Here is a 13,373-nt window from a genome sequence, read left to right on the forward strand (position 1 = left end):
GGGGGTCTCTCGTGGGAGGCGAGCGCCTACTTTGCGGCGGCCTCGGCGGGCGCCGCGGCCAGGGCCTTCGCCCAGGGCGCCGAGCCGTAGCGCTGGGCGATCCTGGCGAACATCTCGCGGCGGTGCAGGCACCACATGCAGAAGGGCGTGAACGCCACCTGGTCGGTCTCGGGGTCGAGGTAGACGAACGCCGACGAGCAGCGCTTCATCCGCCCCGACTCCAGCGAGTGCCACTCCTCGAAGGGCAGGATCACGATGGGCACGCCGTCCTGGATGTGCGTGTGCTTGCGGAGCTGTTCGGAGAAGCGCCGGCCGATCGCCAGACCGCCCAGGATCTTCAAGAGGCCGAAGAAGCGGCTGCCTTTCATGATCTTCTTGAAGTTCGCCGCGCCCAGCAGCAGGCCGCCGTAGGTGCGCAGCACGAGCAGCCGCCCGCGCAGGCGCGCGAACCAGCCGCCGCGGGCCAGGCGCTCGAGCGTCGGGTTCACCCGCTTGGCCCGCGTGACCAGCTCGGGCAGCAGGTCGTGCAGCGGCCGCTTGAGGAAGTGGGTGAGCGGCACGTACTTCTCGCCGTCGGAGAAGACGAACGCCGCCGACTCGCAGTTGGGGTGCACGCCGGCGAAGCGGATGCGCTCGGTGCCGAACAGCCGCAGGGCCGGCAGCACGTAGCCGAGCAGCCCGGCGGGGAAGAACTCGAGGTTCTCGCCGGGGAACGCCTCCTCGAGGATGTGCTCCACGTCTTCGGGCGTGGTCATCACACGGGTCTCGTAGCGCCCATCTTCCCACATCTCGGTGAGGGGGATGAAGAACAGGCGGCGGAAGAGCTTGCGGTGCTCGTGGGCGAAGGCGAAGTGGTCGCGCATCCCCTTGTCGTTGAGGTCGCGGGCCAGCGTGCATACCAGCGTGTGCTTGCGCTTGCTGTGCTTCTCGATGTTCTCGATGGCCCGGAGCTTCTTCTCGAGGATCACCTCGGTGCCGCGCATGCGGCGATAAGTGGCCGGGTCGCGGCCGTCGAAGGCCACCAGGAAATCCACGCCTGTCGCGCACAGCTTCTTGCAGAACTCCTCGTCGGCCAGCTTGACGGCGTTGGTGACGATGGAGACGGGCACGTTGTTCCGCTTGGCGATGGCAATCAGCTCGAAGAGATCGTCGCGCATGGTCGGCTCGCCGCCGAAGAGCTCCACGCGGGGCGGCGGGGTGCGCTTGCCCAGCTCGGCGAAGATGCGCTCGAAGTAGCTGGTGGGCGGGCTGAACTCGAAGCCCATGCCCGGGATGTTCGCCAGGCAGATCGGGCAGTTCAGGTTGCAGCGGTTCGTGAGGTCCATGAACAGCAGGCGCGGCTTGTGGTCGTGGCCGCACGAGTCGCAGTAGAGCGAGCAGCCGGCGCCCATGCTAGGCTCGTACTGGTAGACCTCGCGCTTCCACAGCCAGCGCTCGGCGTCGGCGCTGATGAGCTGTTCGCTGTCGCCGCACTTTGCACAGTGCTTCTTGAGGTAGACGCCGCCATCGCGGATGAGGTGTTCGGCGGGGACGCTCTCGCGGCAGTGCTGGCAGATGCTCCTGGTATCCGAGCCGGCAATCTTGGCTTCAGGCATGACGCACCCAGTCCTCTTCGGCCCCTGGACCCACGGCCCCGACGATGTCCCGAATTATAGCAGGATGACCGCTCCGGGGCAACGAGAAACCGCTCAGTGCTGGTGCTCGTGCTCCATCGCCGCCTTCTTGCCTGCGATGAGCAGGGGGAACACGATGTCGCCGAAGCAGCACGGCGTCCACACGGCCACGAACAGCAGCACGAAGATCACCGGCAGCAGCGGCAGCCAGTTGGCGTCGCCGTACGACGTCAGGTAGAACAGTGACGCCCAGGTGCTCACGAACACGTGGCCCGAGTGGGGCAGCCGGGTCTTCTTCCGCCAGGCGCCGATGGCCACGCCCGCGAGTGCGGCGGGGTTCACCAGCCACCACTCCTCGAGGAACGCCAGATGAATGTGGCCCATGTGCGCGCCCACGACCAGCCCGCCCAGGTAGGGGAACACGATGTCGCTGAGCGTGCCCACGCCCACGGCGCCGACGAACCCGACCAGCACGGCCGCCGGCAGGCTGCGGCGGTAGCGGCGGTAGAGCGCGGTGGTGACGATCGCGCTCAGCAGCACGTGCGCCGGGTGCAGGATCTCGAAGAGAACCTCCGACGGGCCGCGCGGCACCTCGAGCAGGACAAACGCCAGCATGATGGCGATGCCGCTCGCCGCCCCGAGGGCCGTGAACGGCATGTGGTGCCGCAGCTCGATCGCCAGCAGGCTCGAGGCTCCGGTTTCGCCGTGGTCGTGCTTCTCGCTCATCATGTGCCTCGCAAAAGGCGTTCAGGAGTGCGGATGCGCGCGGCGAGCGGGCCGCGGCCGGTTCGTGCAGACCATGTGCAGCGCGTGGCACTCGTCGCACTCCTTCACCGCGTGGTCGGCGGCGAAGGCGTCCCAGTGCCGTCGCTGCTCGGGCGTCAGGATGCCCGTGCCCTTGCACAGGGGGCACGCGCCGTCGAGCGCGGCCAGGATCGCCGCTCGGATGAACTCCGAGCGATTGGGGATGCCCCTCATGGCCGCCACGAGCGCGGGGTCGCTCTTGAAGGTGATGATCTCCTGCCCCTGCCGCTTCGCTGTCATGGCCGCACTCGCTGCGGGACTCTCCTCCGCCGCCGCATATTATTACATTTTATTACCGCCCTGTCAAGCCCGATTCGCGGCGCGGCCACGGCCTCCCAATCCTCGCGCCTGGTTCCCCACTCGACCCCTTGTCTTGGAAACCAGAGTCCGTAACCTCCCGCGGGAGGCCGGGGTTGGACGCGGGAGCGTCCGGATACTCGCCCCCACGCGGAGCGTAGGGGCGAGAAGGGTTGTGATCATTCCTCGTCCCGGCGCTCTGCGTGGGGACGCGCCCCTTGGCCGGTCCTCACTCCTCGTCCCTACGCTCTGCGTGGGGACGGGTCTCTTGGCCGCTCCGCGGCCGCATCTCGGCGGGGTTAGGAACCGGCGCGCTCAATCGGCCCGCTTCTGCTCGAAGAGCCACTCCCACAGGTCCTTGGTCGCATAGGCCGGCCCCCACGAGCCGTGGCCCACGCCGGGGAACTCGCTGTACTTCGGGCTGGCGCCCGCCTTCTTGAGCGCCTCCACCATCTCGCGCGAGCCGCTCACCGGCACCACGCCGTCCTGGTCGCCGTGGAACGCCCAGACGGGGATCCTCGCGATGCTCGTCGCCCGCGACGGGTCGCCCGCGCCGCACACCGCGATGCCCGCCGCAAACAGCTTCGGCTCCCGCGCCAGGATGTCCCACGTCCCGTAGCCGCCCATCGAGATGCCCGTGACGTACACGCGGCGGGCGTCCACCTGGAACTCAGTGCGAAGCTGGGCGAGGAGTTCCAGCACGCGCCTCAGCTCGGCCGAGACCGGCACCTTCTCCTGCGAGTAGGACCCTTTGCCCCAGGGCGTGTTCACCCACTGCTTGCCGGGCGGGCACTGGGGGGCGACGACCAGGCACGGGTGCCTGTCCTGGATGGCGTCGCTTGCCAGGGCGAGGAGGGCCGCGGGCTGGTCCTTGATCTGCCCCCAATTGTCGTCGCCGCGCCCGCCCGCCCCGTGGAGGAAGAGCACGAGGGGATACGCCTTATTGGGGTCGTAGCCCTTCGGCCGCAGGAGGCGATAGAGCAGGTTGCCGCCATCGGAGGCCGCGAACTCCCGCGCCTCGAAGGCCGTCTTCAGATCCTCCAGGCCGCTGCCTGCGGCTGCCACCGGTGCCACGCTCAACACCACAACGCACATGATCCAACGACGCCTGCGCATTCTGCTCTCCTGATCTCTTGTGTTATTTCGCCCTTGCAGAGCTTCACGGGTTGGGGCCGTCCGTGTCCCAGGGCGTTGCCCTGGGCTATCCCATTGCGCCCTTGCAGGGCTTCGCTGGATACGGGACTTTCTTTCCTCTCTGAAGCTCCAAAGGAGCGAAATGGTGAAGCCCAGGGCAACGCCCTGGGAAGAGATCCGACACCCATCGCCAAGCCCTGAAAGGGCGGAATAGGCCTCTATTCCCAGAGGTACCGTTCATCGAATGCCACCTGGTACTTGCGGAGGAGGGCCCGCAACTCGTCTTGGAACGACACCTTGCGGTGATGTTCCTTCTGCCTGGCGATGTACTCTTTGACGCCCGCGACCCCCGATTGCCCAATCGAGAAGGCCCCGTAACCCGCCTGCCAAGCAAAGTCGGCGAAGGCCTCGCCTTTGGTCTTGATCCATTTCGATGAGCGTTTTTTCACCTCCTCGTCGAGCTTGCTCAGCGTGACCGTCCGCGAGAGCGAGAAGAGGATGTGAACGTGGTCCTCCGTGCCGCCAACATCGAGGGCCGGGCAGCCCATCTCGCGGCACACAGCGGCCAGGTAGGCGTGCAACTCGTGCTCGATCTCGGGGCGGATGAGCGGGCGCCGGTTCTTCGTGCTGAAGATCAGGTGGACGAGCACATTTGCCAGGGACTGGGCCATTCCTGCCCTCCGTCCATTTCGCCCTTACAGGGCTTCATAGGTTGTGGGCCATCGCGTCCCCAGGGCTTCGCCCTGGGCTATCCCATTCCGCCCCTGCGGGGCTTCAGACCATTCCGCCCTTCCAGGGCTTCATGGGTGGGGTCACTCGTTTCCCAGGGCGTTGCCCTGGGCTATCCCATTCCGCCCCTGCGGGGCTTCAGAGGCCCACCACGGGCGGGCACGGGCCGGCACGGGCGACCGCCTGAGTACACCGCGTTCCTCTGTTGTCAGGCCGTGGCGAGGCCGATCATGGGGTATCCCCTTAGGCAGTTCCTCCGCATGGCCACTGCCTTTCTGAAGCTCCGAAGGAGCGAGATGGTAAAGCCCAGGGCAACGCCCTGGGTAACGAAGCGACAGACCCGCAGACCCGCCAAGCCCTGTAAGGGCGAAATAGGTGCTCATCCAGTCATCTCTCTTGGCGGCCGCGCCGGGCCAGGAAGAGTTGGAAAGCCCGCTGGCCGGATCCGGACCAACGACCATCCTTGTTCCTGACGGAGGATGCCAGATAGTGTGTCGTGGTGCGCCGCGCCAGCGTTGATGATCGATGCCTTGCCGCAGCCGTGCTTTTTTCGGTAGAGTCGTAGGTTGCTTACAAAGTGGCTGGACCTCGGGCCATCGAGTTGATTCCGGGCAAAATCCGTGACTTGACTGCAAGCTTTCTCCGCGATGCGCCTCTTCAGCAATTCCATCCACGAGCCAAGGTCGGTGCCCCCGCCTCCCGAACCAGGTTCCTCGGCTACCTCGGCGATTGCTTCCTCGATTAGCCTATCAGTCTCACGCCTGGTGCTTTCCGGTCTTTCAGACTCTCGCTTCCGCTCAATGGCCTCCTGGTAGGCGGTGGGGTCCTCAAGCCCGACAATGAGGGTTTCGGGCCTGAGTACTGCCAACACTTGGGCGAAGCCGCACCGCACACCCCATGCGATGATGTCACTGTCTGTACTGCCCGTTGCGTCCAGCTGCGCCCGCAAATCTGCTGCCGAAATCCCGCACCTCTTCGGGAACCAATCGCGGGCGTCGCCGCTGTAGCCTTCGACGCCAACGATGTCTACCACACCCAGGTCTATCAGCGCGCAGGCTGTGCATAGGCTTTGGCGTATGCCGTCGAAGAAGTTGTGGTCCTCGTCAAACAGAAGGATCAGCGGGGATGGTTCTTTACCGTATTGCTCAACGATGGTTCCCTCAATGGGTACCGCAACGTCGTACCCGTACCGGCGGAGATCGAGTACCTCCCGTTGATCGGCCATGCGGCTACTCCTTGCGCCCCCCGCCCTCGAAGCTGAAGAAGGCGGCTTCCACGGGGTTGAAGTCGAGGGTGAACGATGCGCCGTCCCCGAGCTTCTTGCCCGTGCGCTCGTCTATTGCGTCCTTGACAGGGGAGGGGAAGGCGACGGTGATGGGGTGCTTCTTGGCGGCGAGACCCTCGACGCCGCCACCCCCGACGTCGCTGCCTGTGACCTCGGCGTTCTGGAGGACGAAGACGTAGGTCCGCCCCCCCTTGCTCCAATAGGTGGCTTCGCAGTTCCGCGGCCTTGCGCCGTCGGGGCCGGCCACGCGCACCCACGGCTTGGCGCCGCCGCTGAGGGCGTACTGGACGAAGACGTTGCGGTGCTGCTCGCTCGCCGAGCCCTCCTCACGGTACTGAAGGTAACGCTGGGGCGAGAGGTTGACGAGGACCGCCGTGCCCTTGCCAATCTTCCTGATGATGTGGGTCTTGAGCTTCGGTTCGGCGATGGCGAACTCGTCGGCCAGCTTGCACGGCACAGTGGCGAAGAGCTCGCGATACTTCTTGTAGCCGAAGGCGGCATCCTGGTTGGTCTCGACCCAGAGCTTGCCGTCGCCGCCGAAGAAGTCGCGCTTGGTCTCCGTGCCGTCGTGCTTGACGCCGAAGAGGTCGTCGAGCGCGCCCTTGGCGCGCCCCTTGCCACGGTGGTCGAAGAGGCCGGGGGCGAAGTCGGCGATCAAGGTGCCGCCGGCCTCGACGAACTCCCGGATTCGCACGGCCTCGATGTCGCTCAAGGCATAGCAGGCGGGGAGGATGAGGACCCTGTACTCCTTCGGCACCCCGCCGACAACGACCTCGTCATAGGGGACGAAGTTGAACTGGAGGCCGCTGTCGGTGAGCAGGTACTCCCAGGCCTTGCGCACGAGGTGGCTGGTGCCGAGGCGGTGGTCGTTGTTGCGGTTGACCCAGGTCTTGCCGTGCGCCTCGCTGTCGAGGCACCACGACACCTGGATCGAGGGGTGCGAGTAGTAGACGGCCACGCCGTCGTGAAGCCATCGTGCGCCCACGAGCTTCCTGCCCTGGACGCCGCCGACCTCTTTGTTCGTGGGGGCGTACTCCTTGAGCCAGGGACGCGGCGTGCCGTCCTGCTCGAACCAGCCCTCCACCCAGCCGATCATCCCGCGGTTGCCGTGGGCCAGGTAGTACCAGGTCTGCCAGATGTCGTTGGCCGTGCCGCGGCCGTCGTTGTGGAAGTGCGTCGTCACGATGGGCATGGCGTTCTGGGGGTTGAACGAGCGGATGATGGCCGTGGACGAGCCGATGTTGTAGGATTCGAGGAACTGGATGTTCTTCATCAGCTTGGCGTAGTCGTAGCCGCCGAAAAGGTTGGGCGACTGGCCGCCCACGAAGCCGCACGGGGTCTCGGGGTCCGCGGCGTTGGACGTCTCGACGAGTTGGCGCAGGAACACGGCCCAGTAGCTGTCGTTGTAGGTCATGCGGTCGAGGAAGGGCGAGAAGTCGAGCTGGCCTAACGGCTTGCCGAGCTGGGCGCGGGTGAACTCGGGCGTGAGGTACTGCGCCTTCGCGGTCGGGTCGCCCGTGTAGGCGACGAGCCACTTCTCGTAGTCGGCGTCGTCGTCATGGATGCGCCAGGGGATGGGTTTCACGAACGAGCCCCAGGAGATTTCGTCGTCGAGAGCGTAAGCCGCGCGCACGGGGCTCTTTTTCAGGCCGTTGACGCGCTCGGTGACGATGCCCTTGAGCTTCTCGAGCATGGCGGCGTCGAGCGGCCGCGGGCCGTTGGCACCGAACCGCAGCGCCCGGCCGTCGGTCTGGATGCGCTTCCAGTCGGCGCGGTTGAGGTAGAGGTAGCCCTTGGCCGCCGTGTGGTCGTTGTAGAACAGCAGGCCCCACTTCTCGAGCCAGGGCAGCACGCGGGTGTCGCCGTGGTCGGTGAAGCCGCCGTTGAAGCCGTAGTCCTTGCAGAACTGGCCGCCGGCGTCGCCCGTGCCGATGTGCCACTGGTAGCGCCAGGGCATGTAGACCCACGTGTTCCAGCGGCCGAGGAGCATCTTGGGGTCGCGGCGGACCGGCTTGAACTCGGGGGCCGACCTGATGTAGGCGAGATAGGGGTCTTCGGCGGCGCGAGCAGCGACGCCAAGTGCCACAGCAGCCGCCACCATCATCAGCCGACGCCTCATGGCCGGCCTCCTTCACAGTGGGACGGATTCACGAAGCAACGCACGCCGCAATCATGGGAGAATGGTGTCGGGGAATCAAGTGCTGCCCGCGCCTTGTCATTGTGCGCCTGTCGAACGGCCCTTCGGAGGCTTGCTGCGGTGATCCGGCAGATGGCCCCTGTTGCGGTGACAAGCCCCTGATAGGCTCCTCGGCAGGCGCGGAATGACATGGGCGAAGGGCCGGCCACTTCACCCCAGCGCCGCGGCGAGCCAGGAACTGCCATCGGCGGCCAGATCGGGCTTGAGCATGAGCCGCTCCTCTTCGCCCGCGTAGGCCTGCCGGGCCGGCTCGAACCAGCGGCGGAGCTCGGGCTCGGAGACGGCGCAGTTCCGTCCGTCCACCAGGCCCTCGAAGCGCAGGGGCAGCGGGGCCAGGGCCGCCGCCACGTCGGCCAGATCGCCCACCGTCAGGGCGCCGGGCACGATGATGTCGTGGGGTACGTAGACGAAGGGGGAACACAGCAGCGACTCGAAACTCGCCAGCCCGCGGCGCACGAGCACGGCCTTGGCGTCGTCCTCGAACAGCGCGGCGAGAAGCGCCAGCAAGCCGCCGAGCGGCTCGCACTCGCGGGGGCAGTCGCTGCTCTCCAGCGGCTTGTCGGCGAAGGGCGGCACGTTGGGCTCCGCGAACGAATCGCCCCAGAGGGCGAGGCGTGTGGCGTCCAGCTCGGGACGGGTGCGCAGGTAGCGGAGGACGCCCCGCAGGTCGCGCAAGCGCAGGCCGGTGAGCGTCTCGCCCAGCATCATGTAAGTGGAGGAGGGGCCAACGGTCTTGCGGTGGCGGCCGGGTTCGCCGTTGGCGTCGGTCTCGCCCGTCGAGCGCACGTCGGGCAGACACACGGCGACGCCGCGGGCCAGCAGAGCGGCGATCTCGTCGGCTCGGTGCTTCAGGAACCCCGCCTTGCCGTGCTTCGCTACGGCGACCACGAGAGGCAGCCGTTCGGACTGTGGGCGGGGCGTCCCTGCCCCGTGTTCCGCCGGCGGCGCGAGGAGCAGCGCCGGCACGACGAAGCCGTCGTCGAGGGTGAGCAGGAGGCGCTCGGCCAGGCCATCCCTGCCGCGGACCTCGGCTTTGGGGATGCCTCTCGGCTCGATGTCGCCGAGCAGGCGCGCCCAGTCGGCCCGCAGCTTGGCGCGGCGTTGGGCGGGCGCGAGCGGGGCGAGGGCGGCGCGGGCCTTGCCGGCCCGCTCGAGGCTCAACGCCTTGGCCAGATAGTGGACCAGCTTCGGCTGACGCCTCGCGGCCACGGCGTCGGTGAGGCAGCGCAGTTCCTCGGCGGGCCGCCGGTCCTGCGGCTCCTCCTTGGGCGCGGGGATGCCGAACCAGCGCTCCAGGTGCGGGTAGATGCCCTTGCGGTGGGGCGCGCCCACGTTGTTGCAGTGGCTGGCGTCCGGCGGCCTGATGGTCACGCGGCCCCAGCCGTGGACGGCGGCCAGCCTGTCCGCAGCATCGTAGAAGCCCCAGATGCGTCCGAAGCGCTTCCACACGGGGTCGCGCTCGGCGTCCCAGGCGAACTCGTGGGCGTAGAGGAGCGGCCTGGGAGCGGCCGCGCCGACGATCACGTAGGGCAGGAAGCCGTCGCGGGCGCTCCGGCGCAGGTTCCTGGTGGATTCGAAGCTGCCGCTGCCGGCGAAGTTGAACGCCTCTTCGGCGTTCTCGGGCAGGGGGTAGATCGTCTCGGGCTGCGGCCCGCCGAAGTTGAAGGGGATGGCGCACGCGATGCGCGGGTCGAGCGCGGCCGCGACCGCCGCGGGGTCGCCCCCGCCGGCCACCGAGCCGATGACGATGACCCTCTCGCGGTCAATGCCCGGGCGAGCCAGGAGCAGGTCCACGCAGCGCAGCAGGTCCCAGGCCATCCAGCCCATCAGGCTCTCGCCCACGAGGTGGAGCTGCATGCCGAGGACCATGCGGTGGCGGTAGTCCTCGCGTCCCGCGAAGGGCTGCTGGCGGCGTTCGCCGTGGCTGATCTGGTCGGGCACGAGCACCAGGCAGCCCAGGCGCGACCAGAGCACCCCCATATCTTGAAGCTCGCTCTGCTCCTTCGGGTTGTGGTGGCTGTGGACGAGGAGGAAGGCGGGCATCTTCGCGCGCGCCGGGTTCGGCACGTAGAGGTTGGCGGTCACGACCAGTCCTGGCCGGCTCTCGAAGACCAGCTTCTCGATGCGGAAGCCCTCGCCCTCAAGCGTCCCAATGGTCTCGACATCGAGCGTTTTCGGGATAGGCGGGAACTGGCCGAGCGACTCCCGAAGCGCCTTGACCCGCTCGTCGCGGAAGCGCTCCCAGTCGGCCCGCGACCGCACCTTGGCCCATGCGGCGGCGTCGCGGCGATTGGCCGCCCGCAGGCGCGCCCGGCAATCCTCGCCGAGCATGCCAATGGCCTTGTCCCGCTCCTCGGCCGAGAGCACATTGATGCTCGGCGCGCGCAACGCATCTGCCCATGCCTTCGCCACGTGACTTCCTCTCATTGCACAGATGAACGTCCCGCGGGTTTGACACCCGCGGGAGGTTGGTTTGTTCTCCGAAAGGCCGATTGCGCGTGCCAGGATGCGCGCCCTACCATTCAGTCCGAAATCCGCGCTCCGCAATCAGAGGCTCCACGGCTCGCGATAGGCCGGCATCGCGGCGCGGGCCGCCTCGTCGTCGCCCAGGATGGTCTCCTTCACGGGGTCGAACTGCACGGAGCGGCCGAGCTTGTAGGAGAGGTTGGCGAGGCACAGGGGCACGTTGACGCGGTGGTGGTAGGCCACGTTGCACAACGGCTGCTGGCGGGTCTTGATGGCGTCGAGCAGTTCGCGGTGGTGGCCCGGCGAGGGCGCCAGCGACGGGCCGGGCAGCTCCAGCGCCGCCTTGGGGTCGGCCTCGGGCACGATCTTGTGCATGCCGTAGTCGGCGTAGAGCGTGGCCTTCTCGCCGTGGAAGTAGATGCCCAGGCGCCGCGCCATGCCGCCCGCGCCGTTGAAGTCGAAGCCATAGCTGTTCGCCAGATTGTGCATCCAGGTCATCACGAGGTTGGGGTAGCGGAAGAGACACTCCTGGACCTCGGGCGCGTCGCCGTCGTCGTCCAGGATGAAGCGCCCGCCCGCGCAGCTCACCTGGCTGGGCAGCGGCAGGTCGAGCGCCCAGACGGGCAGGTCAATGATGTGCGGCGCCATGCCCGGCAGCCAGCCGCCGCTGATGTCCATGAACGAACAATGGAAGTAAGCGTCGCGCACGATGATCGGGTTGAACGGCCGCATCGGGAGCGGCCCCAGGAACATGTCCCAGTCGAGCCCCGGCGGCACGGGCGCGTTGGCCGGCGCCTTGCCCACGCCCGCGCGAGTCTGGTTCATCACGTTGAACGTGCGGACGAGGTTCACCGGCCCCAGCACGCCGGCGCGGACGATCTCGACCACGCGGCGGTAGTTGCCCCCCGCGTGGATCTGCGTGCCCACCTGGGTGACGCGGCTGTTCTCCTTCGCCGCCTTCACGATGGCCTGGCTCTCGGCCACGTACAGTGTCATCGGCTTCTCGACGTAGAAGTCCTTGCCCGCCTTGGCCGCGGCGACGGCCATGATCGCGTGCCAGTGGGGCGGCGTGGCGATGCAGACGGCGTCAATGGACTTCTCGTCGAGGAGCTTTCGGAAATCGTGATAGCCTTTGGCCGTGGCCTCGAAGCGCTTCACCGTCGCCTCGCGGCGGGGCGCGTTCACGTCGCAGATGGCCGACACGCGCACGTCCTTGTGGGCAGCAAAGGCATTCAAGTCGCCGCTGCCCATCGAGCCGACGCCGATGAAGCCCATCGAGATCGTGTCGCTGGCCGGCGGCTGCCCCTCGGCCCCGACGGCATGGGCGGCCAGGCCGATCCCCATCGCAGCGACAGCGGACCTGCCCAGGAACGCACGACGCGAAACCGTGTTCTTCATCGCTTTCCCCCTTCTGCGCAGGAACGTTCCCGCCGGCCGAGAACACTACTTGCCCCGGCTGATCGGCGGGACGCCCAGGTCCTTGCAGATCTTGCGCGCGAGCTGGTCCACTATCCCGCTGTGTCGTGGCACGGCCGGGCGCCTGTTGAGACTTGGGTTCTGCCACCAGGAGTGCCTGGCGCCTTCGCGCTCGAATTCGCAACCCTGTTCGCGAAGGTAGCGAAGGAACCTGGTGCGCTTCACACCGTCACCTTCTCCTCGACGAATCCCGGTTCCGCGGCCTGAATCGCGCCCTGGCGATTGAACTCAATGGCTTCCCTGAGGGTGACGCGGAGCGTGTCGAGAAGCTGCTCGCGCGTCCGCTCCTGGCAGTTCACGCCCGGGATCTCCTCGATCCACCCGATCCACCAGCCGTCCTGTTCCTTGACCACTGCCGTGTAGCTGTTGGGCATTGCTCCTCTCCTGGCGTGCTCGTTATTCTCATGTGAGAGTATACGCGGCTGCGCCAGGAAGTCAACCCAAGGGGGTGCGGGCCGGAGTCGTAGGTGGTTTCCGATGCGAGAATCCCCGGAACAGGGGAAGGCCCGCGGCAGAGGTAGCCGCGAGCGTCCCGCCTGCGGCGCTCTTCATCCGTTCGACAAGCGGGACGCTTGTCGCTACGAGAATCCGCCGCAGAAGCTACCTACAGAAATGGCCCACACCCCTTGGGGTCGCGGTTGCACCCGATCGGCCTATCACCAGGGTGTAGGTGGTGCCATCGAGACCCCAGATCCCCTTTGCATGTGGCGGCACGCGGAGCTCATGGGAACCGGACGAGGTCCGCCGCCTGCTCCGGGCTGGCCACGAATTCCTTTTCGGTCCCTCCTTCCTTCACGCAGACTCGGTACTCTTGGCGGAGGGGATCCCGAGCCACCGCAATCTGGCTGCCTTCCTCGAAGGATGGGGCAACCGAGTAGGACAGGTAGTCTATCGTGTCCATCCGTTCCTCCACGCTCGCATCACGACCCAGCGGCCTCGATTCCGCCGGGTGTTGCGAACCCCGCCTCGGCGCCCTTGATCCTCCAGATTCTCACTCGCCACGCTTGCGCCGGAACCTGCGGCAATTCGTCTGACTCGATATCGAAAGGCGAATCACTGGTCAGCCAGCTGGCGAGCCCAGTTCCCGTCTTCCGGGTGTCGATGAGGAGGTGAGGAATGCTGTCCAGTCCACCTGTCGTCTGCCTGACAATTGGAGAGGTAGCCGGGTCTGCGGAGATACCGTCACGAGACTGGATCCGGGCAACGGCGGTGAAGCACGAGCAAGGCGCGTGGCTCCTCGCCTCGGCCAAGACACCATTGGCCTGCGAATCCCATGCCATCCCGTGTCCACCGCGGCGCCGTGCCCAAGGCCGCGGCTAGGAGCCTGTCCACGAATCCGCGTGGGACTGCGACGCCCGCGATTCTGGCCGCA

The 13,373-nt window shown here is 67.1% G+C and carries 12 protein-coding genes; all 12 read right to left on the bottom strand.

Annotated features, from left to right (window positions below):
* Positions 1-26: 26 nt before the first annotated feature.
* Entirely contained in the window at positions 27-1,595 is a 1,569-nt protein-coding gene (locus PLE19_13575; protein HPD15977.1) for a radical SAM protein, read from the bottom strand.
* A gap of 93 nt (positions 1,596-1,688) precedes the next feature.
* Positions 1,689-2,339 carry a hypothetical protein gene (locus PLE19_13580; protein ID HPD15978.1) on the bottom strand — a complete coding sequence of 217 codons (651 nt, stop codon included), beginning with the start codon at positions 2,337-2,339 and terminating at the stop codon, positions 1,689-1,691.
* A 21-nt stretch (positions 2,340-2,360) separates the two neighbouring features.
* On the bottom strand, positions 2,361-2,657 hold the full coding sequence (locus PLE19_13585; protein ID HPD15979.1) for a CopG family transcriptional regulator: 297 nt from the start codon (positions 2,655-2,657) through the stop codon (positions 2,361-2,363).
* Positions 2,658-3,029: 372 nt separating this feature from the next.
* Positions 3,030-3,830: an alpha/beta fold hydrolase gene (locus tag PLE19_13590; GenBank protein ID HPD15980.1), complete on the bottom strand. Its 801-nt coding sequence runs from the start codon at positions 3,828-3,830 to the stop codon at positions 3,030-3,032.
* Between the two features lie 236 nt (positions 3,831-4,066).
* Positions 4,067-4,519: an IS200/IS605 family transposase gene (tnpA, locus tag PLE19_13595; GenBank protein HPD15981.1), complete on the bottom strand. Its 453-nt coding sequence runs from the start codon at positions 4,517-4,519 to the stop codon at positions 4,067-4,069.
* 437 nt (positions 4,520-4,956) lie between these two features.
* Positions 4,957-5,802: a hypothetical protein gene (locus PLE19_13600; protein HPD15982.1), complete on the bottom strand. Its 846-nt coding sequence runs from the start codon at positions 5,800-5,802 to the stop codon at positions 4,957-4,959.
* 4 nt (positions 5,803-5,806) lie between these two features.
* Positions 5,807-7,981 (bottom strand): beta-galactosidase trimerization domain-containing protein, encoded by a 2,175-nt coding sequence (locus PLE19_13605; protein HPD15983.1) that lies wholly within the window; start codon positions 7,979-7,981, stop codon positions 5,807-5,809.
* A 228-nt stretch (positions 7,982-8,209) separates the two neighbouring features.
* The gene (locus PLE19_13610) at positions 8,210-10,471 is read right to left on the bottom strand and encodes an acetylxylan esterase (protein ID HPD15984.1); all 2,262 of its coding nucleotides are present in this window, start codon (positions 10,469-10,471) and stop codon (positions 8,210-8,212) included.
* A gap of 135 nt (positions 10,472-10,606) precedes the next feature.
* Complete coding sequence (locus tag PLE19_13615; GenBank protein HPD15985.1) at positions 10,607-11,923, bottom strand: Gfo/Idh/MocA family oxidoreductase; 1,317 nt, start codon at positions 11,921-11,923, stop codon at positions 10,607-10,609.
* A 45-nt stretch (positions 11,924-11,968) separates the two neighbouring features.
* Positions 11,969-12,166 (bottom strand): type II toxin-antitoxin system HicA family toxin, encoded by a 198-nt coding sequence (locus PLE19_13620; GenBank protein ID HPD15986.1) that lies wholly within the window; start codon positions 12,164-12,166, stop codon positions 11,969-11,971.
* Positions 12,163-12,375 (bottom strand): type II toxin-antitoxin system HicB family antitoxin, encoded by a 213-nt coding sequence (locus PLE19_13625; protein ID HPD15987.1) that lies wholly within the window; start codon positions 12,373-12,375, stop codon positions 12,163-12,165. The genes PLE19_13620 and PLE19_13625 overlap by 4 nt, the downstream gene beginning before the upstream one ends.
* 347 nt (positions 12,376-12,722) lie before the next feature.
* On the bottom strand, positions 12,723-12,902 hold the full coding sequence (locus PLE19_13630; protein HPD15988.1) for a hypothetical protein: 180 nt from the start codon (positions 12,900-12,902) through the stop codon (positions 12,723-12,725).
* Between the last annotated feature and the right edge of the window lie 471 nt (positions 12,903-13,373).

Source organism: Planctomycetota bacterium (assembly GCA_035384565.1).
Taxonomy (GTDB): Bacteria; Planctomycetota; PUPC01; order DSUN01; family DSUN01; genus DAOOIT01.